This window comes from Bacillus sp. RC242, assembly GCF_044908245.1.
In the GTDB taxonomy this organism is placed as follows: domain Bacteria; phylum Bacillota; class Bacilli; order Bacillales; family Bacillaceae_G; genus Bacillus_A; species Bacillus_A mycoides.
Genome location: NZ_JBIYCZ010000001.1, coordinates 278,935 through 304,833, shown reverse-complemented (window position 1 = coordinate 304,833; position 25,899 = coordinate 278,935). Strand labels below are relative to the sequence as shown.

The following is a 25,899-nucleotide window of genomic DNA, read 5'->3' as shown; positions in this document are numbered from 1 at the left end:
TTGTTGAAATAAAGTGGTGGTTTATAAAAAATGTAACATTGAAAGGGAGAACGACTGTGCATATTCCAACAACTACACTTCATAATGGCGTGAAAATGCCGATGATTGGTCTAGGCGTTTATAAAGCGAAAGAAGGCGACGAAGTTAAACAAGCAGTAAAAACAGCGTTAGAAGTTGGATACCGTTCGATTGATACAGCAACTGTATATGAAAATGAAAGCGGTGTCGGAGAAGCGGTTCGTGAATCTGGAATCCCGAGAGAAGACTTGTTTATTACAACAAAAGTTTGGAACGACGATCAAGGGTACGAGGAGACGCTCGAGGCGTTTGAAAAAAGTTTAAAGAAATTACAAATGGAGTATGTAGATTTATATTTAATCCATTGGCCGATAAGAGGGAAGTATGTTGATACGTACCGTGCTTTAGAAAAGCTATATGAAGAAGGTAAAGTGCGCGCGATTGGTGTTTCTAATTTTCATAAACATCATTTAGAACTGTTATTACCAAATTGTAAAGTGAAGCCGATGGTAAACCAAGTTGAACTTCATCCAATGTTAGCGCAATTTGAATTGCGTGATTTCTGTCAAGGTGAGCAAATTCAGATGGAAGCGTGGAGTCCTTTAATGAGAGGTGGCGAAGTATTCCAGCATCCAATTATTCAGGATATTTCTAAAAAATATGAAAAGTCACCTGCACAAGTTATATTAAGGTGGGATATTCAAAGTGGGATTGTGACTATTCCTAAATCTGTTACGCCATCTCGTATTAAAGAGAACTTTACTATTTTTGATTTCTCATTAACTGAAGAAGAGATGGATCAAATTAATACGTTAAATCGTAATTTACATGTAGGAACGAATCCTGATAAATATGATACGTTATAAAAAAAGACTGCCGCCTAGTGTTGGGGGGCAGTCTTTTGCTTTTATCGGTATCAATATTTTAGCGATGCAAAGCATATGAATCATACTTAACAATCTTTTGAAGTTGTACATATTCTTCTTTTGTTAAAGATAACTGTTGGCTAGCTTGTATATTTTCTTGCAATTGTTGAATAGAGCTTGCACCAGGTATAACAGCTGCAACAGTTTCGTTATGTAAGCAATATTGAATAGCTGTTCCTGTTAAAGAGCTTTCCCCGATTATTTCTTTTACACTCGCGAGTGTCGAATATAACTCATCGTAAGAATAAGAGAGGTAATCTTTTTCTTTTACTCTTTCTATCTTTCTTGCATTATTGTTAGTTAAAATCCCTTTCGCAAGTGGTCCGCGAGCAATAACGCTAATTTGCTGTTCATTAAGAAGCGGGAACCATTCTTCAGGGCGACGATTTAAAAGGCTGTATTCCATTAATATGCTAACGATATTTGATCGTTTTGCATACTCACGAATGACATTTGGACGTATAGAAGAGATACCATAATGACGAATAATCCCTTCTTTTTTTAATTCTTCAAAGGCTTCAACTGTTTCATCTATAGGATCTTCAATCGTCCCGCCATGCAGTTGATATAAATCAATATAATCTGTTTGAAGTCTACGTAAACTCTCTTTTACTTCGGCCTTTATATAAGCTTTAGAAGGATCCCAAGACCAACCGTTTTTTTCTTCTGTCCATCGATTTCCAACCTTTGTTGTAAGAACAACTTGGTCGCGTTTTCCTTTCAGAGCTTTTCCAACAAATTCTTCATTTAATCCATAATCGTATAAGTCCGCTGTATCAAAAAAATTAATTCCTAAATCGATTGCCTCATCGATAATACGCATAGCTTCAGCCTCAGATGCACCGAGAGACATACAGCCAAATCCAATTTCCGTAACATGTAAATCTGAGTTTCCTAATTGACGTTTTTTCATAGGTCAACCTCCTTACCTTTATTGTACGAAAGGGGAAGGAGGTTGACAAACGTTTACTTTTTATTTGCTGTAATCCACTCTTGTACAGTTGTATACTCTTTTCCATATTGTTTTAGCTTATGACGAATTTGCCATGCTTTGCCGACTAAAGTGACGCGATTTGGTAAAATGTAAACTTTCATTTCTATCACGCTCCTTTCAATGTGGTAAAATGTATGAAGAACGATTAGGAAATAGAACAGGGAGATGAAGTAGTATGAGTAATCTTGCAGAAAGAACAGTAAAAACTGAACCGATTTTTGATGGTAGGGTTATAAAAGTTCGTGTTGATGATGTAGTATTACCAAATGGAGAAATGAGTAAACGTGAAATCGTAAATCACCCTGGGGCAGTTGCTATTATTGCTATTACTGATGAGGGGAAAATTGTACTCGTTGAGCAGTATCGTAAAGCTCTCGAAAAGGCAATTGTGGAAATTCCTGCTGGGAAGTTAGAACCTGGGGAAAAGCCAGAGGTAACAGCAGTTCGTGAATTAGAAGAAGAAACAGGATATGTATGTGAAAATATGGAGCTTATTACATCTTTCTATACATCACCTGGTTTTGCAGATGAGATTTTATATGTATATAAAGCGACAGGATTAAAACAAAAAGAAAATAAAGCAGCTTTAGATGAAGATGAATTTGTGGAATTAATGGAAGTGTCATTAGAAGAAGCGATTGATCTTATGAAAGACCTTCGCATACATGATGCTAAGACGATGTTTGCAGTACAATATTTACAATTACAAAAATAAACACTCGCCTAAGGCGAGTGTTTTTAGTTGATTTTTGCATATACACGTGCATCGCGTAAGCTGCCATCGGGTGCTAGGAAATCATTTTCCATTGTACCTTCTAAAATAAATTCTAGACGTTCTGCTAAGTTACATGCGTTTATATTTGTTGCATCAGTACGAATTTCAATTCTTCTAGCACCTAGTTTATCAAATGCAAATTGAATCGCACCTTTAATGGCTTCTGTCATATAGCCATGCTTTGTATAAGCGCTATGTAGCCAAAAGTGAAGTGAAAACTTTGGAATATCCCAGTTTTCAGGCTTGAGCGTAATAGCTCCGATGAATGTACCAGATACTTTATCGTATAAGTGGAAATCAAGTGTTTCACGAAGTAAAAACTGTCCGTGAGCTTCGCGAACAATTTCTTCAGCACGTTCTTCTGTTTCAGCAGTAATTGGCATCCATGGTAATAAGTCTTCTAGCGAAGCTTGGATTGCTTCATATACTTCTGTTCCATCACCTGGAAACGGCTTACGTACTTGCAAGCGCTCAGTTTGAAATAATGTTGGAAAATCTAATAATAATGGTTTCAAGAGAAATCCCTCCTATTCTCTACTTTTTAGTTTAGCAAAGTAGAGCGGAATTTCAATGCTAATTCGTCATACTTTTTTTCTTTCTTTCATACATTTTTAGTAAGAGTGTGAACGGAGGGAAGGAAAATGTGGCGAAAAACGTGGCAAGACCGTGTAATGTCTCACATACAGGAAAATTCTTCACTATATATATTTAATGCGGTTTTATTACTGATGGGAGTAATATTTGGAGCGATTCTTGTGAATAGTTTACAAATAAACCAAAAGCAAGATTTATCATTTTATTTACAGCGTTTTTTTGGACAAGTTTCTAAAGGAGAATTTGCTGTCGCAGGCGAAATGTTTCGAGAAAGTTACTTTTCGCAATTAAAATATATCGGCTTTATTTGGATTTTGGGGATTTCAATTATTGGGTTGCCGCTCATTTTTATCTTACTATTTTTAAAAGGGGTAGTTGTTGGATTTACAGTAGGTTTTTTAGTAAGTCAGCACGGATGGAATGGACTATTATTAGCATTTGTATCTGTATTGCCACAAAATTTAATTATAATTCCTGTATTTCTCGTAATGACAACAATTGCTGCAAGCTTTTCCTTGAGAATGATTAGGCATCAATTTATTCGGAAAATAACTGAGCCACTATTACCGTTATTAATTCGCTATACATGCTTTTTTCTCGTGATTGGAGCGGTATTAGCTATTGCTTCCAGTGTCGAAGTGTATGCATCACCAGTTTTAATGAAAGAAGTTGTGGAGGCTATTAACAAACAATAAATACTTTTTGAGAATAATTATCAATTTGTTTTTATTGTTTTTCTTTTGACAGGAGCCCTTCTTCTGATATAATGGTGTAAGAGTGGCGAGGAGGGAGTAGTACCGAATGGAAGAAAGAATTGAACGAATTAAGAAGCAATTACATGCAGCGAGCTATAAATTGACACCACAACGTGAAGCAACAGTTCGTGTGCTGCTAGAAAATGAAGAAGATCATTTAAGCGCAGAAGATGTATACCTCCTTGTAAAAGAAAAGTCGCCAGAGATCGGATTAGCAACCGTTTATCGAACTTTAGAGTTATTGTCTGAGTTGAAAGTTGTCGATAAAATTAACTTTGGAGACGGTGTTTCGCGTTATGACTTACGCCAAGAAGGTGCACAGCGTTTCCATCATCATTTAATCTGTACACAATGCGGTGCTGTACAAGAAATACAAGAAGATTTACTTGGTGAAGTGGAGAATAAAGTGGAACGAGACTGGAGCTTTAAGGTGAAAGATCATCGTTTAACATTCCATGGGATTTGTAAAAATTGTCAAGAAAATGAAACGGATGAAAAATAACCTTTTCCTATTTAAATAGGAAGAGGTTTTTTATTTGAATAAGGTATAAATTAGTGAAAGCTTGGCATATGTTGTAATAACTTATATTTTGGAGGAATTTACAATGCGCCGAGCTTTAAAATTAACTTTTGATGGGATGAAAGTATTTTTATTATTTACAAGTTGTACGATTTTGTTTTATTTCGCTATACTATGGATAAATGAAGAATATGAAAGTTACCATCGTTATGAAAAGCCAAAAGAAGAGACTGTAGAAAAAGTATCAGGGAATGAGGAGCCGGAAAAGGATGCTTTCGTAAATAGAATGATGTTTTTCTATGAAAATGGGGAGTAGTGTAGATTGGAAGATCAATTAAAAGATTTTATTCATTATATGATTGTTGAAAAAGGTTTAGCGAAAAATACAGTTGTATCTTATGAACGCGATTTAAAAAGCTATGTGAAGTATTTGCAAAATGTAGAACAAACGAAGACGTTTCATGAAGTGACACGCTTGCATATTGTGAACTTTTTGCAGCATTTAAAAGAAAACGGGAAATCTTCAAAAACATTGGCGCGTCATATTGCATCGATTCGTTCGTTTCATCAATTTTTACTTCGTGAACGAGCAGTGGAGCATGACCCATCGGTACATATTGAAACGCCACAAGGGGAACGGAAATTACCAAAAGTATTATCAATCGACGAAGTGGAAGCATTGCTTCAAACACCGAAAACGGCAAGTGCTTTTGGGATTCGTGATAAGGCAATGTTAGAGTTGTTGTATGCAACAGGACTTCGTGTTTCAGAATTAATTGCATTAAATTTAGAAGATGTGCACTTAACGATGGGATTTGTTCGCTGTATCGGGAAAGGGAACAAAGAAAGAATTATTCCACTAGGAAGCTTAGCGACAGAAGCGATTCAAAAGTATATTGAAAAAGGAAGAAGAGAATTGATGGGTAAAAAAGCAGTAGATGCGCTCTTTTTAAACCATCATGGTAATCGATTATCGAGACAGGGATTTTGGAAAATTTTAAAACGGCTAGCGAAAGAAGCGAATATTGCAAAAGAGCTTACACCGCATACGTTGCGTCACTCTTTTGCTACGCATCTATTAGAAAATGGGGCAGACTTACGTGCTGTACAGGAAATGCTTGGACATGCAGATATTTCGACGACACAAATTTATACGCACGTTTCAAAAACTAGATTAAAAGATGTATATAAACAGTTTCACCCGAGAGCATAGTCACTATGCTCTTTTTTCATAGATTAAGAAGAGTGAACCATTTCACAGAAACTTCACAAACATTTCGTACATTGTTTTCAGCAGAAGACTAGAATATTACAATGTATTTCCTCTATACTAAGGAAAGTATGAAGGAGGAAATGAAGATGAAAAAACTTATTATTACGTTATTTATCGCGATGCTAGCATTGGCTGGCTGTAATACAAACAAAGAAGAACCGAAAAAAGGACAGAAACTTGAAGGTATAGACGTAGCGGTTCAAACGAATCCGAAAGAAATTAAACCTGGTGAAAAAACAGAAGTACAAGCACTTGTTACACAAGGAAAAGAAAGAGTAACGGATGCTGATGACGTAAAGTTTGAGATTTGGAAAGATGGCGACGAGAAACACGAGATGTTAGATGGTAAGCATAAAGGAAAAGGTGTTTATGCAGTAGAGAAAACATTTGAAACTGATGGAGTATATCATATTATTCCTCATACAAATGCACGTGATATACACGTTATGCCAGAACACAAAGTTGCTGTAGGGAATGCGAAAGTAGAAGATGCGAAAAAAGAAAGTGGTGATCATAGTGCAGGACACGGTGATCATAAAAGTGACACAATGATTCATCTTATGGCCGGTGACATAAAAGCAAATGCTGAATCAACAATGAAGGTTCATTTAAAACAAAAAGAAGAAGCGTTAACTGGTGCTGAAGTACAACTTGAGATTTGGAAAGACGGCGTTGAAAAACACGAATTTATTCCGGCGAAAGAAGGGAATAAAGGGGAGTATGAAAGTAAACATACTTTCAAAGAGAACGGTGCTTATAAAGTGAAAGTTCATGTAAGAAAAGGTGAACTACATGAACATAAAGAAGAAACAGTAGAAGTAAAATAAAAAGTAGCTCTTTAGAGCTGCTTTTTATTTTTATCCCGCAAATGCCCGATTGATGAGGGCTAATAATCATTGGAGACGAACGAAACATCTGCTAATCAAAGTTTCGTTTTATATGAAGAAATAAATCATAAAATAATTAGCACTTATTTGCATAATGGATTACAATAGAAGTGTGAAGAAAATGAGAAATTCTACGAAAATGTATTAAAAAGAAAGCGTAAACATGTTATGATATCAATATCAGATGTCTGACATCTGACTTGGAAAAACCTAGAAATGTTTTTTATTCGTTTGAAAGTAAAACGAAAAAGTTAGAGAATGATTTAAAGCAGTACTGTTTAATAATGAGGACGAAAGATAATTCCCATTGATAACAGTTTCACTTTATAGCGTTTTGAACATACTACAAGAAGTAGAACTGAACATATAGGAGGTTGCAGTTATGAATAAATATAAACGTATTTTCCTAGTCGTAATGGACTCTGTGGGAATCGGTGAAGCACCGGATGCTGAGCAGTTTGGTGATTTAGGTTCTGATACAATTGGTCATATCGCTGAACATATGAATGGATTACACATGCCAAACATGGTGAAATTAGGCCTTGGTAATATTCGTGAAATGAAAGGAATCTCTAAAGTAGAGAAACCGCTTGGATATTATACAAAAATGCAAGAGAAATCTACAGGTAAAGATACAATGACAGGTCACTGGGAAATCATGGGCCTTTACATTGATACACCATTCCAAGTGTTTCCTGAAGGATTCCCGAAAGAATTACTTGATGAATTAGAAGAAAAGACAGGTCGTAAAATTATCGGTAATAAACCAGCTTCTGGAACTGAGGTACTTGTTGAGCTTGGTCAAGAACAAATGGAAACAGGTTCTTTAATTGTTTACACTTCTGCTGATAGTGTATTACAGATCGCAGCTCATGAAGAAGTAGTACCACTTGAAGAGCTATATAAAATTTGTAAAATCGCACGTGAATTAACATTAGATGAGAAGTACATGGTAGGGCGTGTCATTGCTCGTCCGTTCGTTGGAGAGCCAGGAAACTTCACACGTACACCAAATCGTCATGACTATGCGTTAAAACCATTTGGTCGCACAGTAATGAATGAACTTAAAGATAGCGATTATGATGTAATTGCTATTGGTAAAATTGCTGACATTTATGATGGAGAAGGTGTAACTGAATCACTTCGTACGAAATCAAATATGGATGGAATGGACAAGCTTGTAGATACATTAAATATGGACTTTACAGGTATTAGCTTCTTAAACTTAGTTGACTTTGATGCCTTATTTGGTCATCGTCGTGACCCACAAGGGTACGGAGAAGCATTGCAAGAATATGACGCACGTCTTCCAGAAGTATTCGAAAAACTAAAAGAAGATGATCTATTATTAATTACAGCAGACCATGGTAATGATCCAGTACATCCTGGTACTGATCATACACGTGAATATGTACCGTTATTAGCATATAGCCCAAGCATGAAAGAAGGCGGACAAGAGTTATCACTTCGTCAAACATTTGCTGATATTGGTGCAACTGTAGCAGAAAACTTTAATGTTAAAATGCCAGAACATGGAACAAGCTTCTTAAACGAGCTAAAGAAATAGGGGGATAAACAGATGAATCGTGAACTAATTACAAAATCAGCTTCATACTTAAAAGAGAAATTTCAAGAGACACCACAAGTAGGACTAATCCTTGGATCTGGACTAGGTGTATTAGCAGATGAAATCGAGAACGCAGTAACAGTACCATACAGTGAAATCCCTGAATTCCCAGTTTCAACTGTAGAAGGACATGCAGGTCAACTTGTATTCGGTACACTTCAAGGTGTAACAGTATTAGCAATGCAAGGACGTTTCCATTTCTATGAAGGATACGATATGCAAAAAGTAACATTCCCAGTTCGTGTTATGAAAGAACTAGGTGTAGAAACAGTTGTTGTAACGAACGCAGCTGGTGGTGTAAATACATCATTTGAACCAGGCGATCTTATGTTAATTTCAGACCATATTAACTTCATGGGTACGAACCCATTAATCGGACCAAATGATTCTGAAATGGGTGTACGTTTCCCTGATATGTCTACATCGTATACGCCAGAACTTCGCGAAATGGCGAAACAAGTTGCAGCAGATTTAAATATTAAAGTACAAGAAGGTGTATATGTTGGAATGACAGGTCCTGTATATGAAACACCTGCTGAAATTCGTATGCTTCGTACACTTGGCGGAGATGCAGTTGGTATGTCAACAGTACCAGAAGTAATTGTAGCTCGTCATGCAGGTATGAAAGTACTAGGTATTTCTTGTATTTCAAATATGGCAGCTGGTATTTTAGATCAACCACTTCATCACGATGAAGTAATTGAAACGACAGAACGTGTTAAAGCTAATTTCTTAGCATTAGTAAAAGCAATTGTAAAACAAATGAAGGGGTGACTTCACAATGAGAATGGTGGACCTAATTGCAAAAAAACGTGATGGACATGCATTAACGACAGAAGAAATTAACTTTATCGTTGAAGGATATACAAATGGTAGTATTCCAGATTATCAAATGAGTTCACTTGCAATGGCAATTTTCTTCCAAGATATGAATGATCAAGAACGTGCAGATTTAACGATGGCAATGGTAAATAGCGGTGATACAATTGACTTATCAGCCATTGAAGGGGTAAAAGTAGATAAGCATTCAACGGGTGGAGTTGGTGATACAACGACACTTGTATTAGGTCCATTAGTAGCTGCTTTAGGTGTACCAGTTGCGAAAATGTCTGGACGAGGTCTAGGACATACGGGTGGTACAATTGATAAATTAGAAGCAGTACCAGGATTCCATGTGGAAATTGAAAATGATGAATTCATGCGTCTTGTAAATGAAAATAAAATCGCTGTTATTGGTCAAAGTGGAAACTTAACACCTGCTGATAAAAAGTTATATGCGCTTCGTGATGTAACTGCAACAGTAAATTCAATTCCTCTTATCGCTAGCTCAATTATGAGTAAGAAAATTGCTGCTGGTGCAGATGCAATTGTTCTTGATGTAAAAACTGGAGCAGGCGCGTTTATGAAAACGGATGAAGATGCAAAGCGTTTAGCAGAAGCAATGGTACGCATCGGTAATAACGTTGGTCGTAATACGATGGCGGTTATTTCTGATATGAGTCAGCCGCTTGGTGAAGCAATTGGTAATGCATTAGAAGTACAAGAAGCAATTGATACATTACAAGGTAAGGGACCGAAAGATTTAGAAGAGTTATGTTTAACACTTGGAAGTCAGATGGTGTACCTTGCTGGACAAGCTTCATCTTTAGAAGATGCACGTGAAAAGTTAATTGAAGTAATGAACAATGGTAAAGCGCTAGAATCATTTAAAACGTTCTTATCCGCGCAAGGCGGCGATGCATCTGTTGTTGATGATCCTTCTAAATTGCCACAAGCACAATTTAAAATTGAAGTGGAAGCGAAAGAAGACGGTTACGTATCGGAAATCGTTGCAGATGAAATCGGAACAGCAGCAATGCTTTTAGGAGCAGGGCGTGCAACGAAAGAGTCTGAAATTGATTTAGCAGTTGGTCTAATGCTTCGCAAAAAAGTAGGCGATAGCGTGAAAAAAGGTGACTCTCTTGTTACAATTTACGCAAACCGCGAAAATGTTGAAGACGTAAAAGCGAAAATTTATGAGAACATGAAAATCGCTAAAGATCACGTAGATGCACCAACTTTAGTACACGGAATTGTAACGAAGTAATAAAGTGAAACTTTAATCAGTGGGGGCTTTATCCCCACTGATTATTAGCCTTCACCAATCGGGCATTTACGGGCAGCCCGACCCAGACCTAACTTCTTTGCTTTCGCTGAATTTTGAGGTAGGGGTCTTACTGCCCGCAAATAGCGGGATAAAAAAAGCTGAGGAGATTTCTCCTTGGCTTTTTTTACTATTTTTTGTTTATAATAGTAATGGGTGAAATTATGATTAGAATTTGTGCAATAACGAAAAAAAATGAAGTTTTATATGATGTTTCGCTAGAAGAAACAAAAAAAGAGAACATCATATGGTATTGGCTTGATTTATATAAGCCAACGAAAGAGGAGTATACATATATTTTACAAGATCACTTCAAGTTCCATCCCCTTGCAATTGAAGATTGTGTAGAGTATGTACAGAGACCAAAGGTAGATTTTTATGATGGATATAACTTTTTAGTTCTTCATGCATTCGGAGAAGACGGATTAGAACCGCATGAAATCGATTTATTTATTAGTGATCGATATATAGTCTCTTTCCATTTCTCTCATAATAATGCGATTGAAAGAGTATGGAAAACGCTCGGTGAAAAGAAACGTATTAAGAAGAGTCCTTTGCATGTAGCACATACAATTATTGACCAAATTGTAGATGATTATTTCGCACCTGTTTATTACATTGAAGACCATTTAAATGCAATTGATGATAATTTAACGGGTGAGACAGCAGGAAGTGTGCTAGAAGAAGTATTTGATATTCGTGCAGATTTATCTAAGCTAAGGCGTACGATTATTCCGATGCGTGATTTATTGTATCGTATATTAAATTCAACACGTTTTTACGGTATAAGCGATCATGAAATTTATTTTAAAGATATACATGATCATTTGCTTAAACTGACAGAGATGATTGAAGCGAGCCGTGAATTAACAGCAGATATTCGAGATAGTTACTTTTCGTTGAATTCCCACCATATGAACAATATTATGAAAACATTAACTGTTTTCTCAACTATTTTCATGCCGTTAACATTTATTGCAGGGGTATACGGCATGAACTTCGCACATATGCCAGAGCTTGGCGGGAAGTATAGTTATTTTATTTGCTTAATTTTAATGGCATTAATTGGCGGCGGAATGATGGCTTGGTTTTATAAAAAAGGTTGGTTTAAGTAAAAAAACACCGAGGATTTCCTCGGTGTTTTTTTCTTAGCCAATAGCGTGTAATACGAACATGGCTAAGAATAAGCATGTAATAATATACATGGACGGTGCGACTTCTTTACGCTTTCCAAGTGCAACTTTCAAGATAGGATAAGCAATAAATCCGAACGCAATGCCATCAGCGATACTATATGTGAGCGGGATCATAACGATAATTAAAAACGCTGGAAATCCTTCTGAAAAGTCGTTCAGAGGAATTTGTTGAATGCTTGTAATCATCAGCCCGCCAATAATAATTAAGATTGGTGCAATGGCACTGTCAGGAATTATTTTGACAAACGGAAGCGCAAACAGTGATGCGAAGAATAACAACCCTGTAACGATAGACGTCAGACCTGTCTTTCCGCCTGCAGTAATACCTGCGGCACTCTCTACTGTTGAAACGGTAGGGCTTGTGCCAAATAGACCACATGTCATTGCTGAAATTGCATTTGCTTGGTAAGCACGTGGGAATTTACGATCATCTTCTAATAAACCATGTAAAAGTCCCATGTTCTCAAAAATAAGCACCATGCTTAAGGAGAATGTTGCAATCCAAAATGGCAAGGAAGAAAGTTTCCCAAATGACATAGCTCCAAACACATCGCCATAATTAGCGAATGAAAACGAACTATTTCCCATTTGACTCGTATCAACAAGACCAAACAGCCATGCAATACCAGTTCCAATTGCAATCGTCCATAAAAAGCTTCCACGTACGTTACGCGCAAATAGTACAAGTGCGACAATAAGAGTAAGTAGTGTGGCAAGAACGACAGGACTACTTAATTTTCCCATCGCAACAGCAGTATTAGGATGCGAAACGACTAAACCACCTTTTTGCAAGCCGATGAAAGCTAAAAACAACCCGATACCGACAGTGATCGCTTCCTTTAATGACTTTGGAATCGATACCGAAAGCACGCGAGCAATCGGTGTAAAAGCAGCAATTGCAAAAATAATACCGGCGATAAAAACAGCTGCCAATGCTTCTTGCCAAGTTAAACCGAGCGTATGCACAGCAGTGTACGTGAAGAATGCATTTACACCCATACCAGGGACAAGAATAGCAGGTGCATTTGCCCAAAATGCCATGAGTAGACATCCGACAAATGAACTAAAAACAGTTGCCAAAATTCCTGCCTCAAGAGGAATGCCGGCATCTGATAAGATTGACGCATTTACAATCATAATATAAACAATTGTGAAAAATGACGTGACTCCAGCTAAAACTTCTTGTTTTGGTGATGTTTGGTGTAAGTCTAATTTAAATGTTCTTTCAAGTATTCCTTTCATGTTAAACCTTCTTTTTCATATCCCTCTCCCACCCGTGATATCTCTTATGTAAGAGCTCACCGTCCTTTATTATATCAGAACATCATGTTTTTACAACAATGAAAATGATAACGGTTACTTATAAATGAGTTTATTTATAAATACGTAAAAATTGCCCGGATAGATGAAATGATTTCTAGTTCTCCTGATTGAATGGGCGGAGCTGCTTGCGCATGCAAAGTAGCATATGATGAGATCTCCCGTGGTAATTGGGCAGATTCTTCAACGAGTGAGAGGGGAACAGGATTAATATTTAAATTGTAGGTACTCGCAATTGTACGAGCTTTGTCTACTGCTTGTTGCAGAGCTTGAATGAGAGCTTGCTCATAATATTTATTTGGATGAGATATTCGAAAACGTAATCCTTTTGCTACGTTTGCACCATTTGTAACGGCTATATCATATACTTCCCCTGCTTTTTGCACATTTAAAACGGTAATTTCATACAAATGCTCCACACGGTAGCCTTGTAGTAATGCTTTATCATTTACATATTCGTATTGAGGAGTAATTGTATAAGAAATGGTTTCTATATCTTTATCGGCAATACCTAGCTGTTTGAGTGCATCAAGCAATTGTTTCGATTGCACTGCATTTTCTTCTTGCGCCTGTTTTACATTTTTACTATCTGTTCGAATGCCCAGTGTTAATATGACAACATTTGGTTTTGCCTTTATAATGCCTTCTCCTTGTACAGTAATAGTAGCTTCTTTACCAGTATTCGTCGTACGGATATTATGTAAATACGGATTCATTCCACTTTGCATTTATGCTCACCATCCTTTTTTATATGTATATGTGTGAACAAAAAAGAAAATCTTATGAAAAAAGTTACATAAATGAGAATGTTGAGGGAAGAAAGCATATACAATATAGGTATTTATAGATTATAATATGTGTAAATATGATAAAAAAGGGACGAGGCTAGTGAACGAAAATAGAGAAACACTGATTTTAGATCTATCTGCATCATTTCGAAAGATGATACGTTTATTACAAAATGATATTAATACACGTTTTTCAGAGCATATGCCATATAATGAATTCTCTGTATTACGTGCGTTATTTTTAAAAAGTCCACAGATGGCTTCGCAAATTGCGAGTGAAGTAAACGTAACCTCCAGTCATATTACAGCTGTAACAGATCGTCTCGTGCGAAAAGGGTTTGTTGAAAGAAAACGTTCAAATTCGGACCGTCGTATCGTATACTTAGAAATTACTGAAAACGGACGAGAAGTAACTGAAAAGCTTGAAGCTGTGCGTAAAGAATATTATAAAGAGAAATTTAAAGGTTGGAGCGACCAAGAGATAGAAATGGTTTTAGAACTATTTGGCCGCGTATTATAATAAATGAGGATAGGAAGCGAGAGCTTTCCTATCCTTTTTCTTTTGAATAAAAATATTTTGAAACTCCGATACTTTAATTAAACAGATCGGAGGAAAGATTATGAAATATATTGCTGCACTTACCATTTTACTTGGAAGTTTTTTCTGCTTTCATACATTCATGTACGCTGATAGCCCTATCCAAGTGGTGCAAAAAGAAGTGAAGTACATTGAGAATGATAATACCGTCTTGTATTCGAAATTATGGGTTCGTTCTATGCAAAACGCAGTATTATTTCATCATAGCGATAATGTTCGTAATCAGGACACTTTGCGTAATGTAACAAGTTCATCGCTCGTTAAAGCGAAGCAATTACCATTTAAGAAAGCATCAATGTACATTCCAAGATTATCGCAATACGTATCAAAAGCAGGGAAAGAAAATATTCAAGTGCACTACATTGCGGTGCACTATAATGTGAAAAAAGAAAATGCGTATCAATTAAATGGCATGAACTATTTTCTGCAAGTATTTGTGAAAGAGCGCGGCGAATGGAAAATTGCTGAAAGTGTAGTCGCGCCGACAGAGCAAATTGTGCAAAATGGTGATGGATTTGGGATGAAAGAAGAGATGGTGTATGGGGATAGGAGAGAGAATGTGAAATAACCTCCTCTTAGCGAGGAGGCTATTTTATTTGAAATTCCAAGAGACTTTCCATTTTAATATTTTAGGTAGAAGGAAATAGGTAATTAAGCTAGCTACAAAAAATCCGATGTAAAAGCTGGGCAATGACTGTGCGCGGCTTAGTATTAAACCTCCAACGATTCCAACAAAGAAAATAGCACATGCTATAACTAACTTTTGTAACCTTGGATATAATAGATAGTTACCATTTCTTTCATTTACTGAACGAACATATAAATATATACCGAGTGGTAATAAAATCATGATATGTGCAATAGGTCCAATCAATGTTTTTGCCGGAGGGATTTTTGTAAAGTTTGGTTCGTTGTGACGCACTCCATCTGAATCGGTATAAGCGCTTTGTGGATCATAGCTAAAGTTAATATGAAAATTTTCTGCTGGACCAGAAATACGTATGTTTTCCATAAGACGTTGTATATTGCCATTGTCCTTATGAAATTCAGTATTTGAGTGAACAGCAATGACTCCTGAAATAAGTGATGGAAGTAACACTGGGAACATTAATAGAGCTGCAGTAAGAAATCCTTGCGATATAATATTCCCGGCAATTGTTCCTATACATAAGGCAAGTGTATAAATAGCGATTAATACAATTAACATGTATATAAAGTAACTATGAAATGGAGAAAACACTTGATATTTATTATGAAAAGTCAACTTTTTCATAATAGCAAATAGTCCCCAGTTTAAAACGATCATCGCAACGATATTACAGATTCCAAACAACCATTTTGTTATATAAAGGTGTGAACGTTTAAAGGGCATGGACCATAACAAGTCACTAGAGTTATTTTGTCTTTCCCATCCGATTAATGTGCAGGCTAGAACGATAAGTACACTACCTAATAATATGACAGGGTCTATAAGTGTTAAATCAAAGTGGTAATGATATACATAGTTCCACTGTTTATTTTCTTTTAGAAAGTATTGCTGTTGAATAGAATCCATATAGTATTTATATGACAAAGTATAGAAGCTGACGAGCCAAAATAACCATACAACATATTTACTTTGTTGATATGTCCTTAGCCATAGTGCTTTTTGAAACATAGGATCTCTCCTTTAAAAAACTTTATAATTTGTTAGACGTGATAATATAAAATATGTGATGATTCCAGCGGCAAATATACCAATATAGTAACTAAACAAGAAATTTAAACTGTATATTTTATAGCCACCAAGTAAAGCGAAATATAGTGTCGTTCCCCATATCCATATTCGTAAATGTTTTTGGAAAATAAATATCTTTTGACCGTTTTCATTTGGCGATCGTGCATATAAATATGTCCCAAGTAGTAAATAAAATATTGTATAGAAAATGGGGACTAACATTGATTTGGCTGAATAATACGCATGAGATGCTGGATCTCTTAAGGTAGTTGGATCTTTCTCACTCTTGCGGGATTCTGGATCATAGTTATAATTGATAGAAAAGTAATCAATTGGTGCAACTATATTCGTTTTTTGATTGATTTCATAAAGCTGGTTATATAAATTGGTATTTCTAGTATCTATAGCATTTAAATGGTTTATTGTGAAAGTGTATAATAACGTAGTAAATGTAACCCCCGCTAGTAGCCACGGAATACAAAAAACAATCTGTGAAACAACACTTCCAGTAAAAGTACCGATACATAATGCAGCTGTATATACTGCAACATAAGAAACAATCGCATAAAGAAAGTATCGATGGAATGGACTAAATGATTGATATTCAAAATGGAATGTTGTTCTATAAATAACATACATAAGGATCCAATTTATAAGTAATGAACCTACAATACAAAATGAACCAAAAGCCCATTTAGATAAGAAAATATCTTTTCTATTAAAAGGCATTGCCATAAGTGTGCTATTAGATTGGTTACTACGTTCCCATCCCATTAATAAACAAGCTAAAGCAATGATAAGAACAGTTAACCAAAAACTATTACTTTGCCCTGACCAAAAGGAATAAAAATAATAATAGTGCTTTCCTTTTTCTTGTAATTCGTAATACATAGTAAGTTGTACTTTGGCTGCTTTATAGTATCCGACAGATAAAATATAAAGTGTGCTAAAGAAGAACAGTAGTACAGCATATTTCCCGCGCTTCCAATTCCACATCCACAACGCCTTATGAAACATACCCATCCCCCTCAAGTGTCGTAACGAAGACATCTTCAAGTGACATTGATAATTCTTCAATGAGTATTGGTTGCTCTTTATAAAACTTCTCCAGTGTTGTAGCCACATTTTCCTCAATTAAGATTGTATATACTTTTCCTGTTTGGTTTAATATTTTAATATTGCTTAAGTTTTCTAGTTTTTGAGGTATTGAACGTTCATAAGCAACTTGTATTTTGGCAAATCGTGATTTTGTATCATCTAGTGATGTAATAGAATCTACTGTATGTCCTTTTAAAATAATGATTGTATCGGCAATTTTTTCAACTTCATCTAAATGGTGAGTGGAGATGAAAATTGTAATTTCTTTTTCTGCTACTTCTTCAACGAGAAATTGTAGAATCTGTCTTTTGACGATAGGATCAAGTCCGTTTGTCGGTTCATCTAAAATGACATATTCTGCTTTTGCAGCGAAAGCTAAAATGATCGCAAGCAGTGCTTTCATTCCTTTTGAGTAACTACGAATACGTTTGTTTGGTAAATTAAAACGTTCTAATATTTCATAAAAATATTGTTCATCAAATGCTGTATAAACTGCTTTATAAAACTTTACGATTTCTTTTACAGTATATCCGTTCAGTGTGTTGGTAGAATCTGGAACGTATACAACTTTTTGTTTAATTTCAGGATGCTTATGAACATCTGTATCCTCATATGTAACAGTTCCTTCATCGGGGTCTAAAATGCCGACCATCGTTCGTAATAAAGTTGTTTTCCCCGCACCGTTTCTTCCGAGTAATCCGACGATACTACCCTTTTGTAATGTGAAAGAAACATCGTCTAAAATCGTTTGGTTATCAATTGTTTTCTTCAAGTTTGTCACTTTCAACATCTGTATTTCCTCCAATCTCTTTATAGTATGAATCTATCCAATCATGAATTTTATCTTTCGTAATCCCAAGATAAGAGGCTTCTAGTAATAATTGATGAAATTGCTTTTCAACCATAGCGATTTTCCTTTCGTCTAATGTTGGGGTAATCGATTGGGCTACAAATGTTCCTTTTCCTCGTAATGTTTCAATAATCCCTTGTCGCTCTAATTCTTGATAAGCTTTACTTACTGTATTTGGATTTATAACGAGCAAAGAAGCAAGCTCACGTACAGAAGGAAGCTTATCACTTGGAGCTAACATATTTTTTAGTACGAGCTCTTTTATATTTTGAACAATTTGTTCCCATATCGGAGTGTTGCTTCTTGGATCAAGTTGAATATGCAAGAGCAATGTCTCCTTCCTGATGAGTATTAAGTGTACTACTACGTGTAATACACTTAATACAATATAGGCAATGAATTTATTTGTCAACTGAAAATAATAGAAAAATATGGTATTAAAAATGTATAAATTGGAAAAAATAAGTTTGATATAGAATGGAGGGTTAGTCATGAAGCGAGTTTTTGGAATACTTGTTTGTTTCATGTTATTGCTTTCTGGTACTTCAGTTAGTTTCGCACAATCTGAGAAAACGAAGCAGGAAAAAACAGAAGAAACCACGCCGAAGTTAGCGGAACAAGCGTCGTCAGCGATCGTAATTGAACAAGATACAGGTAAAGTTTTGTTTGATAAAAATCCGAATGAAAAGTTACCACCTGCTAGTATGACAAAGATTATGACAATGCTATTAATTATGGAACAAGTTGAAAAAGGAAAACTAAAACTAAACGATAAAGTTAGAGCGAGTGAACACGCAGCTTCAATGGGCGGATCACAAATTTTTCTAGAACCTGGGGAAGAGATGACTGTAAATGAAATGTTAAAGGGCATTGCAATTGCATCTGGAAATGATGCATCTGTTGCAGTAGCTGAGCATATCGCTGGTTCAGAAGAAGGTTTCGTAAATATGATGAACAAAAAAGCGAAAGATCTAGGATTGAAAAATACACATTTTCAAAATCCGACAGGTCTCCCGGCGAAAGATCATTATTCTACAGCGAATGATATGGCTATTATGGCGAAAGAGTTGATGAAGTATCCACTTATTCGAAAATACACAGGTAAATATGAAGACTATTTACGTGAAAATACGGATAAGAAGTTTTGGCTTGTTAATACGAATAAGCTAGTACGTTTTTATCCTGGAGTAGATGGAGTGAAAACAGGCTTTACGACAGAAGCGAAATATTGTTTAACGGCATCGGCTGAGAAAAATGGTATGCGTGTTATTTCAGTTGTAATGGGAGCACCTACATCAAAAGAGCGGAACAATCAAGTAACGAAGCTTCTTGATTATGCATTTGGACAATACATGACAAAGAAATTATATACACGTGGTGAGAAAATTAAGACTGTACAAGTAGGAAAAGGTAAGGAAGAAAAAGTAGATTTAGTTGCGTCAGACAATGTGTCTCTTCTTATGAAGAAGGGCGAAAATATGGACAAAGTTAAACAAGAAGTGATTGCTGAAAAGAAAGTGAAGGCACCGATTAAAAAAGGTGATGCACTTGGCACACTTGTTATTAAAAGAGATAAAGATGTTTTATTAAAACAAACAATTGTAGCGAAAGAAGATGTTGAGGCAGCGAGCTGGTGGGAGTTATTTAAAAGAAGTTTTGGGATGTTTTCAACATCAAAATAGCGGCGGGAATTTTGATGTTTTTCTGTTCGTATTTACTGAAATAATTGCTGAAAGGTTTCACTTTATGACGAAATAGTTCTTCTTTTGTCAGTAGGAAGGATTCTGATTTTATATCACGAAAATCTTATGTTAATGAGTAAAGTTTGAGCATAAGGAGGAAATCGTGTGAGTCTTTCCATGCATTTAGAAGTAAAACGTGACGTCTTATGTGTGAGGCTAGAGGGCGAGTTAGATCATCATACTGCTGAAGAGTTGCGAACGAAAGTCACAGATATGATTGAGACACATGGTGTTCATCATATTGTTTTGAGCCTAGAGAACTTAACGTTTATGGATAGTTCTGGTTTAGGCGTTATATTAGGCCGATATAAACATGTAAAGGGATTAGGTGGAGAGATGGTTGTCTGTGCAATTTCACCGCCCGTTAAACGTTTATTTGAAATGTCAGGTCTATTCAAAATTGTTCGTTTAGAAGAAAGTGAAGCGCATGCGCTCGCGACGTTGGGGGTGGCGTAGATGAGAAATGAAATGAACCTTCAATTTTCAGCGTTAAGTCAGAATGAATCATTCGCTCGTGTTACGGTAGCTGCTTTTATTGCGCAATTAGACCCGACGATGGAAGAACTAACAGAGATTAAAACAGTTGTGTCAGAAGCGGTTACAAATGCAATTATTCATGGGTATGAAGGAAATGCAGAAGGTGTTGTTTATATTTCAGTGATTTTGGAAGAAGCGATGGTGAAACTCACGATTCGAGATGAAGGGATTGGTATCTTTAACTTAGATGAAGCAAGACAACCCCTTTTTACAACTAAACCTGAATTAGAGCGTTCCGGAATGGGATTTACTATCATGGAAAATTTTATGGATGAAGTAGAAGTTATTTCAAACGAATCTTTCGGGACAACAATCCATTTGACAAAATACTTATCAAATAGTAACGCTCTATGCAATTAAGGAGAATAGCCAATGGACATAGAGGTCAGAAATGAGAAGAAGAAACCTCAGTTAAAGGACCACGAGCTAAAAGCGTTAATTCAAAAAAGTCAAGATGGAGATCAACAAGCGAGAGATACAATCGTTCAAAGTAATATGCGTCTCGTATGGTCGGTTGTACAGCGATTTCTTAATCGAGGATACGAACCAGACGATTTATTTCAAATTGGATGTATTGGGCTCTTAAAATCGGTAGATAAATTTGATTTATCTTTCGACGTGAAATTTTCAACATATGCAGTTCCAATGATTATCGGTGAAATACAACGATTTTTACGTGACGATGGATCAGTGAAAGTAAGTAGATCTTTAAAAGAAACAGGAAACAAAGTCCGAAAGATGAGAGACGAGCTTTCGAAAGAATTTGGAAGGGCTCCAACGATTAATGAGGTAGCACAGGCTCTTGAACTAACGCCGGAAGAAGTTGTTCTGGCGCAAGAAGCGAGTCGTGCTCCTTCGTCGATACATGAAACTGTGTATGAAAACGATGGAGATCCAATTACTATTTTAGATCAAATTGCAGATCAATCGGAAACGAAATGGTTTGATAAAATTGCTTTAAAAGAAGCAATTAGAGAATTGGATGAACGAGAAAGGCTAATTGTGTATTTGCGCTATTATAAAGACCAAACCCAATCAGAAGTAGCGGAGCGCATAGGCATTTCGCAAGTACAAGTTTCAAGACTTGAAAAGAAAATATTAAAACAGATGAAAGATCGAATAGATGAATAGCTATCTATTCGATTTTTTTTATTGTCACGAAAAGGAGAAGATTCCAACTACCGCTTAAATTTACAGAATTTATTGATAATTTAGTTAATTTAAACTATAATCCAAGTATGAACTTGTCACAAAGGGGGAAGGAAACATGGAAACGAGGCAACAATGGGGAACGAGGGCTGGATTTATTTTTGCAGCAATCGGTTCCGCTGTTGGACTAGGGAATATATGGCGTTTTCCTTATACAGCGTATGAAAACGGGGGAGGCGCATTCTTTTTACCGTACTTATTTGCATTATTAACGACTGGTATTTCATTGTTAGCTTTCGAGTTTACTCTTGGGCATCGTCATCGTGGTTCGGCGCCACTTACATTCTTCCGTATTCATCGACGTGCTGAATTTATTGGATGGTGGCAAATGTGTGTGACATTTATTGTTTCAACATATTACGCTGTAATCATTGCTTGGTCTATTTCATATACGTACTTTGCAATTACTGGAGCATGGGGGAAAGACACGCAATCATTTTTATTTAAAGAATATTTACATGTTGCAGATAAGCCAGGACAATTCGGGGGGCTCGTACCAGAAGTATTAATTCCGTTAGCTCTCGTTTGGATTATTGTGCTTGGTGTTGCGTTTAAAGGAGTTAAAAAAGGAATCGAAGTTGTTAACCGCATTTTTATTCCTTTACTAGTTGTTATGTTCCTTATTATCGTTGTTCGTGCAGTGACGATGGAAGGTGCGATGCAGGGGCTAGATGCATTCTTTAAACCAGATTGGAGTCGTATTTTTGATGGGAAAGTATGGCTTGCTGCTTACGGTCAAATTTTCTTTAGTTTATCTTTAGCATTCGGAATTATGATTACGTATTCTAGTTATTTACCGAAAAACTCAGATACAACAAATAATGCTTTTATTACAGGATTTGCAAATTCAGGATTTGAATTATTGGCAGGTATTGGTGTCTTTGCAGCTCTTGGATTTATGGCGAATAACATGGGGGTACCGGTTGATAAAGTAGCTAGTGCTGGTGTAGGACTTGCATTTGTAGTATTCCCGCAAATTATTAATGAGTTACCGATGTCGCCGTTATTTGGTGTATTATTCTTCTTATCTCTAACTGTTGCTGGAATTACATCACTCATTTCACTTGCAGAAGTATGCTTTGCCGCTGTATCTGAAAAATTCAGCTTGAGTCGTCAAAAGACGATTGGAATTATGGGAACGCTATTAGTATTAGTTTCTCTTGTTTTTGCAACACGTGGTGGACTTATGTTCCTAGATGTTGTTGATTACTTCGCTAACAATTTTGGATTGATTACAATTGCACTCGTTGAAGTAGTTACAATAGGACTAATCTTGCGCCGTTTACCAGTTTATCAAAATCATGCAAACTTTGTATCTGATATAAAGTTAGGAACGTTTTGGAGAGTGAGTTTACTCGTTATTACTCCACTTATGTTAGGGTATATGTTAATTGATGGTACAATCCAAAACATTAAAAAGAACTACGGAGGTTATCCAACAGAGTTTGTTGTAACGTATGGCTGGTCGATAGCGGCAGCGTTTCTTATAGTTGCACTAGTCATTAGTCTGAAGAAATGGAATGCACAAATACATTCAGACTCTGTCCAGCTTGAAAAAGAATGGAAGGACCGAGGTGTTTCATGATGAGTGGATCAGCGATTATGATGATGGTTATAGGTATGGTAGTCATTTGGGGAGGACTTGCATTAAGTATTGCAAATTTATTTAAGAAAAAGGCATAAGCTAAAAACATCTGTACCGAAATGGTACAGATGTTTTTTTTATGAAAAAATTGTATTAGAAAAAATTCCAATAACCATACTACAACTACGAGGAAGAGTGAAGGGGTGAATGAAAATTGGAACAAACGATTTATATTAAAATGCGCAATCGCTTAAAAGTGTCTCCTACGTATGAAGTAAAGCTGAGCGATGTTGCTCAACTTGCCGGAGATTCTTTTGTAGTTGAGTTGTTACAAAATGAAATAGTCTACAAAATAACAGCGCATGATAAAACACATGTTGTAATTGATGTTATGAAAGTGATTGAGATTATTCAACAAAAAGCGGCTCACATACAAATTAATTTACTTGGTTCTGGACAAACTCTTGTTGAAATTATATATGAAAAAAAGAAAGTGCATCCGGTTTTCTTCGGACTTGTATGGTTGTTACTTTTCATTGGAGCGGCCCTTGCGATCATTTATTTCCATGAAGATGTAAGTATGCAACAAGTACACCAACGGTTATATTACATGATTACTGGAGAATTTAAGGCGCAACCACTTTTATTTCAAATTCCTTATTCATTAGGTCTTGGATTAGGTATGGTCTTATTTTTTAATCATGTATTTCAAAAGAGAATTAATGAAGAGCCGAGCCCGTTAGAAGTTGAGATGTTTCAATATCAGCAGTCGCTTGATCAATATGTAATTGTTCATGAAAACAAGGATAATATGAAACAGATTGCTGATGATTGAGTGTGCATTTGTTGTATTAATTGGCTTAGCTGGAGGGATTGCAGTAGGTAGCGGATATGTCGCGTTTTTAGCTGTACTTGGTATAATCCCTCGTTTAGCTCAATTAACGAGAAGTGGAAAGCATATTCAATACTTTGAGTGGGCGGTCATTGCAGGTACTTTAACAGGGGCTTGGTGTAGTTTGAAAAATATTACATTTCAAACGTCACAATATTGGCTTGTTATATTAGGGATATTTTGTGGCACATTCATTGGAATGCTCGCTGCGGCGTTAACGGAAGTGTTAAACGTTTTACCTATTTTAGCGAAACGAGTAAGGGTAGAGGAGAAAATTATTGTTTTACTCGTTGCTCTTGTACTTGGGAAAGTAATAGGCTCGTTGTTTCACTGGATTTATTTCGTAAAGTAGGAGGCAATATATATGGCAGGGCGAAAATTGAAGGATGATTACATAAATAAAGTGAAGGAGTACCATCCAAAACCGAACTATTTCATAAATTGTGTGAAGGCATTTCTTGTTGGTGGACTCATTTGTACAGTCGGAGAAATATTGATGAAATTTTATATACATTATTTTCACTTTAGTGAACAAGAGGCAGGAAATCCGACAGTTGCAACGCTTGTTTTATTGTCGGCGATTTTAACAGGGTGTGGTGTATATGATAAAATCGGGCAGTTTTCTGGAGCGGGATCAGCAGTACCAGTTACTGGATTTGCGAATTCTATGGCGAGTGCCGCACTAGAGCATAGGAGTGAAGGGATTGTTCTAGGAATCGCTACTAACATGTTTAAGCTTGCAGGAAGTGTCATTGTATTTGGAGTCGTCGGTGCATACATTATCGGGTTAATAAGATATACATTTCAAATTTTAATGTCTTAAAGGAGGGGTGGGTATGAGATTGACAGGAAAACAAACGTGGGTATTTCAAAATGATATCTTCGTGAATGCAACTGGTACTGCTGTCGGTCCGAAAGAAGCTGAAGGCCCTCTTGGAAAGGATTTTGATATTTCATATTCTGACTTACATTGCGGAGAGGAAAACTGGGAACTTGCTGAACGAAGGTTAATGTCAGACTCAATTCAACAAGCGATGCAAAAAGGGAATATAAAAAAATCGCAAATTGATTTCTTTTTAGCGGGAGATTTATTAAACCAAACAGTGACAGCAAATTATGTTGCTCGTGAGTATGGTATTCCTTTTTTAGGGATGTTCAGCGCTTGTGCGACGTCAATGGAAACGTTGGCGATTGGATCAGCTTTTATAGATGGTGGATTTGCGAATCGTATTTTAGCTACAGTAAGTAGTCATAATGCGACGGCTGAAAGACAATTTCGTTCCCCAACAGAATACGGAGGACAAAAGCCAGGGACAGCAAACTCAACTGTTACCGGAGCAGGGTCAATATTAATTAGCAATGAGGAGAGTGCAATTAAAATAACAGCAGCAACAATTGGTAAAGTGCAAGATTTAGGAATTGCTAATCCTTTAGATATGGGATCAGCGATGGCACCAGCTGCTGCTCATACAATTCAACAACATTTTGAAGATTTGAGAAGAAGTGCAGCTGATTATGATCTTATTGTTACTGGTGATTTATCGGCTGTTGGGACACCAATTGCGAAACAACTTTTACTTGAGGAAGGGTATGATTTGGGGAATGTATACAATGATTGTGGATTAATGATTTACAATTCAAATCAAGAAGAAGTGTTTGCAGGGGGCAGTGGTTGTGCTTGTTCAGCTGTTGTAACATACGGCCATTTATTGCGTGAAATGCAAAAAGGGAATTTACAAAGAATTTTTGTCGTTGCAACTGGAGCTCTATTAAGCCCCATGATGATGCAACAGAAGGAAACGATTCCAACGATTGCGCATGGTGTTGTGTTTGAAAGCGTTAAAGGAGAGTGAAT

The 25,899-nt window shown here is 36.3% G+C and carries 32 protein-coding genes; 23 read left to right on the top strand and 9 right to left on the bottom strand.

Annotated elements, in window-relative coordinates; all coding sequences use genetic code 11:
- Positions 1–56 precede the first annotated feature (56 nt).
- Positions 57–884 (top strand): aldo/keto reductase, encoded by an 828-nt coding sequence (locus ABH957_RS01625; protein ID WP_002165107.1) that lies wholly within the window; start codon positions 57–59, stop codon positions 882–884.
- Positions 885–942: 58 nt separating this feature from the next.
- Here the strand turns inward: ABH957_RS01625 and ABH957_RS01620 are convergent, their stop codons facing one another.
- Together ABH957_RS01620 and mciZ are read right to left on the bottom strand one after the other, a co-directional pair.
- Positions 943–1,857, bottom strand: a complete 915-nt coding sequence (locus ABH957_RS01620; protein ID WP_404453976.1) for an aldo/keto reductase — start codon at positions 1,855–1,857, stop codon at positions 943–945.
- A 53-nt stretch (positions 1,858–1,910) separates the two neighbouring features.
- Positions 1,911–2,039 (bottom strand): Z-ring formation inhibitor MciZ, encoded by a 129-nt coding sequence (gene mciZ / locus ABH957_RS01615; protein WP_000870295.1) that lies wholly within the window; start codon positions 2,037–2,039, stop codon positions 1,911–1,913.
- Between the two features lie 74 nt (positions 2,040–2,113).
- On the opposite strand from mciZ, the gene ABH957_RS01610 reads away from it, so the two are divergent.
- Entirely contained in the window at positions 2,114–2,653 is a 540-nt protein-coding gene (locus ABH957_RS01610; protein WP_002014941.1) for an NUDIX domain-containing protein, read from the top strand.
- A gap of 23 nt (positions 2,654–2,676) precedes the next feature.
- Here ABH957_RS01610 and ABH957_RS01605 read toward each other — a convergent pair whose 3' ends face one another.
- Positions 2,677–3,228 (bottom strand): GNAT family N-acetyltransferase, encoded by a 552-nt coding sequence (locus ABH957_RS01605; protein ID WP_002033881.1) that lies wholly within the window; start codon positions 3,226–3,228, stop codon positions 2,677–2,679.
- A gap of 126 nt (positions 3,229–3,354) precedes the next feature.
- Between ABH957_RS01605 and spoIIM the strand changes: the two genes are divergently transcribed.
- The 9 genes from spoIIM (at position 3,355) to corA (ending at position 11,627) form a co-directional block, all read left to right on the top strand.
- Complete coding sequence (gene spoIIM / locus ABH957_RS01600) at positions 3,355–4,002, top strand: stage II sporulation protein M (protein WP_002014939.1); 648 nt, start codon at positions 3,355–3,357, stop codon at positions 4,000–4,002.
- A gap of 106 nt (positions 4,003–4,108) precedes the next feature.
- The gene (gene fur / locus ABH957_RS01595; RefSeq protein WP_000392654.1) at positions 4,109–4,564 is read left to right on the top strand and encodes a ferric iron uptake transcriptional regulator; all 456 of its coding nucleotides are present in this window, start codon (positions 4,109–4,111) and stop codon (positions 4,562–4,564) included.
- A 103-nt stretch (positions 4,565–4,667) separates the two neighbouring features.
- Positions 4,668–4,898, top strand: coding sequence for a YqzK family protein (locus ABH957_RS01590; RefSeq protein ID WP_002088473.1), 231 nt, complete (start codon positions 4,668–4,670; stop codon positions 4,896–4,898).
- A gap of 6 nt (positions 4,899–4,904) precedes the next feature.
- Positions 4,905–5,795 carry a site-specific tyrosine recombinase XerD gene (xerD, locus tag ABH957_RS01585; RefSeq protein WP_002067028.1) on the top strand — a complete coding sequence of 297 codons (891 nt, stop codon included), beginning with the start codon at positions 4,905–4,907 and terminating at the stop codon, positions 5,793–5,795.
- A 146-nt stretch (positions 5,796–5,941) separates the two neighbouring features.
- Positions 5,942–6,682 (top strand): FixH family protein, encoded by a 741-nt coding sequence (locus tag ABH957_RS01580; RefSeq protein WP_002138213.1) that lies wholly within the window; start codon positions 5,942–5,944, stop codon positions 6,680–6,682.
- A gap of 442 nt (positions 6,683–7,124) precedes the next feature.
- Complete coding sequence (deoB, locus tag ABH957_RS01575; protein ID WP_002014935.1) at positions 7,125–8,309, top strand: phosphopentomutase; 1,185 nt, start codon at positions 7,125–7,127, stop codon at positions 8,307–8,309.
- Between the two features lie 12 nt (positions 8,310–8,321).
- Positions 8,322–9,143 (top strand): purine-nucleoside phosphorylase, encoded by an 822-nt coding sequence (locus ABH957_RS01570; protein WP_404510615.1) that lies wholly within the window; start codon positions 8,322–8,324, stop codon positions 9,141–9,143.
- A 7-nt stretch (positions 9,144–9,150) separates the two neighbouring features.
- Positions 9,151–10,455, top strand: a complete 1,305-nt coding sequence (locus ABH957_RS01565) for a pyrimidine-nucleoside phosphorylase (protein ID WP_002067030.1) — start codon at positions 9,151–9,153, stop codon at positions 10,453–10,455.
- A 209-nt stretch (positions 10,456–10,664) separates the two neighbouring features.
- Positions 10,665–11,627 (top strand): magnesium/cobalt transporter CorA, encoded by a 963-nt coding sequence (gene corA / locus ABH957_RS01560; protein ID WP_002067031.1) that lies wholly within the window; start codon positions 10,665–10,667, stop codon positions 11,625–11,627.
- 33 nt (positions 11,628–11,660) lie between these two features.
- Here the strand turns inward: corA and ABH957_RS01555 are convergent, their stop codons facing one another.
- Positions 11,661–12,950 (bottom strand): NCS2 family permease, encoded by a 1,290-nt coding sequence (locus ABH957_RS01555; RefSeq protein ID WP_002033892.1) that lies wholly within the window; start codon positions 12,948–12,950, stop codon positions 11,661–11,663.
- 134 nt (positions 12,951–13,084) lie between these two features.
- Positions 13,085–13,756: an SIMPL domain-containing protein gene (locus tag ABH957_RS01550; protein ID WP_002033894.1), complete on the bottom strand. Its 672-nt coding sequence runs from the start codon at positions 13,754–13,756 to the stop codon at positions 13,085–13,087.
- Positions 13,757–13,916: 160 nt separating this feature from the next.
- Here ABH957_RS01550 and ABH957_RS01545 point away from each other — a divergent pair, with 160 nt between their 5' ends.
- The gene (locus tag ABH957_RS01545) at positions 13,917–14,336 is read left to right on the top strand and encodes a MarR family winged helix-turn-helix transcriptional regulator (RefSeq protein WP_002088468.1); all 420 of its coding nucleotides are present in this window, start codon (positions 13,917–13,919) and stop codon (positions 14,334–14,336) included.
- Positions 14,337–14,436: 100 nt separating this feature from the next.
- On the top strand, positions 14,437–14,982 hold the full coding sequence (locus ABH957_RS01540; RefSeq protein ID WP_002128961.1) for a hypothetical protein: 546 nt from the start codon (positions 14,437–14,439) through the stop codon (positions 14,980–14,982).
- A gap of 24 nt (positions 14,983–15,006) precedes the next feature.
- On the opposite strand, the gene ABH957_RS01535 is transcribed toward ABH957_RS01540, so the two are convergent.
- From ABH957_RS01535 to ABH957_RS01520, 4 genes are read right to left on the bottom strand one after another with little or no spacing between them, the layout of a single operon-like run.
- Positions 15,007–16,071 carry an ABC transporter permease subunit gene (locus ABH957_RS01535; RefSeq protein WP_404510613.1) on the bottom strand — a complete coding sequence of 355 codons (1,065 nt, stop codon included), beginning with the start codon at positions 16,069–16,071 and terminating at the stop codon, positions 15,007–15,009.
- 12 nt (positions 16,072–16,083) lie between these two features.
- Positions 16,084–17,148, bottom strand: coding sequence for an ABC transporter permease (locus ABH957_RS01530; RefSeq protein WP_404453962.1), 1,065 nt, complete (start codon positions 17,146–17,148; stop codon positions 16,084–16,086).
- On the bottom strand, positions 17,138–18,019 hold the full coding sequence (locus tag ABH957_RS01525) for an ABC transporter ATP-binding protein (protein ID WP_404510611.1): 882 nt from the start codon (positions 18,017–18,019) through the stop codon (positions 17,138–17,140). The genes ABH957_RS01530 and ABH957_RS01525 overlap by 11 nt, the downstream gene beginning before the upstream one ends.
- The gene (locus ABH957_RS01520; RefSeq protein ID WP_002033900.1) at positions 17,985–18,404 is read right to left on the bottom strand and encodes a GntR family transcriptional regulator; all 420 of its coding nucleotides are present in this window, start codon (positions 18,402–18,404) and stop codon (positions 17,985–17,987) included. Before ABH957_RS01520 ends, ABH957_RS01525 begins: the two co-directional genes overlap by 35 nt.
- A gap of 166 nt (positions 18,405–18,570) precedes the next feature.
- Between ABH957_RS01520 and dacF the strand changes: the two genes are divergently transcribed.
- From dacF to spoVAD, 10 genes are all read left to right on the top strand, one after another.
- Positions 18,571–19,761, top strand: a complete 1,191-nt coding sequence (gene dacF / locus ABH957_RS01515; RefSeq protein WP_002088461.1) for a serine-type D-Ala-D-Ala carboxypeptidase DacF — start codon at positions 18,571–18,573, stop codon at positions 19,759–19,761.
- Positions 19,762–19,926: 165 nt separating this feature from the next.
- Entirely contained in the window at positions 19,927–20,277 is a 351-nt protein-coding gene (gene spoIIAA, locus ABH957_RS01510) for an anti-sigma F factor antagonist (RefSeq protein ID WP_002088460.1), read from the top strand.
- Positions 20,278–20,718: an anti-sigma F factor gene (gene spoIIAB / locus ABH957_RS01505; RefSeq protein ID WP_001243400.1), complete on the top strand. Its 441-nt coding sequence runs from the start codon at positions 20,278–20,280 to the stop codon at positions 20,716–20,718.
- 12 nt (positions 20,719–20,730) lie between these two features.
- Positions 20,731–21,489, top strand: a complete 759-nt coding sequence (gene sigF / locus ABH957_RS01500; RefSeq protein ID WP_002014922.1) for an RNA polymerase sporulation sigma factor SigF — start codon at positions 20,731–20,733, stop codon at positions 21,487–21,489.
- A gap of 136 nt (positions 21,490–21,625) precedes the next feature.
- Positions 21,626–23,152, top strand: a complete 1,527-nt coding sequence (locus ABH957_RS01495) for a sodium-dependent transporter (protein WP_404444791.1) — start codon at positions 21,626–21,628, stop codon at positions 23,150–23,152.
- Positions 23,152–23,250 (top strand): methionine/alanine import family NSS transporter small subunit, encoded by a 99-nt coding sequence (locus ABH957_RS01490; RefSeq protein ID WP_000016829.1) that lies wholly within the window; start codon positions 23,152–23,154, stop codon positions 23,248–23,250. Before ABH957_RS01495 ends, ABH957_RS01490 begins: the two co-directional genes overlap by 1 nt.
- Before the next feature lie 116 nt (positions 23,251–23,366).
- Complete coding sequence (locus tag ABH957_RS01485) at positions 23,367–23,987, top strand: stage V sporulation protein AA (protein WP_002067040.1); 621 nt, start codon at positions 23,367–23,369, stop codon at positions 23,985–23,987.
- Complete coding sequence (gene spoVAB, locus ABH957_RS01480; protein WP_016092269.1) at positions 23,980–24,396, top strand: stage V sporulation protein SpoVAB; 417 nt, start codon at positions 23,980–23,982, stop codon at positions 24,394–24,396. Before ABH957_RS01485 ends, spoVAB begins: the two co-directional genes overlap by 8 nt.
- 12 nt (positions 24,397–24,408) lie before the next feature.
- Entirely contained in the window at positions 24,409–24,867 is a 459-nt protein-coding gene (gene spoVAC, locus ABH957_RS01475) for a stage V sporulation protein AC (protein ID WP_002088449.1), read from the top strand.
- A 13-nt stretch (positions 24,868–24,880) separates the two neighbouring features.
- A complete protein-coding gene (spoVAD, locus tag ABH957_RS01470; RefSeq protein WP_002088448.1) occupies positions 24,881–25,897 on the top strand; it encodes a stage V sporulation protein AD in 1,017 nt (338 codons plus the stop codon).
- The last annotated feature ends 2 nt before the right edge of the window (positions 25,898–25,899 follow it).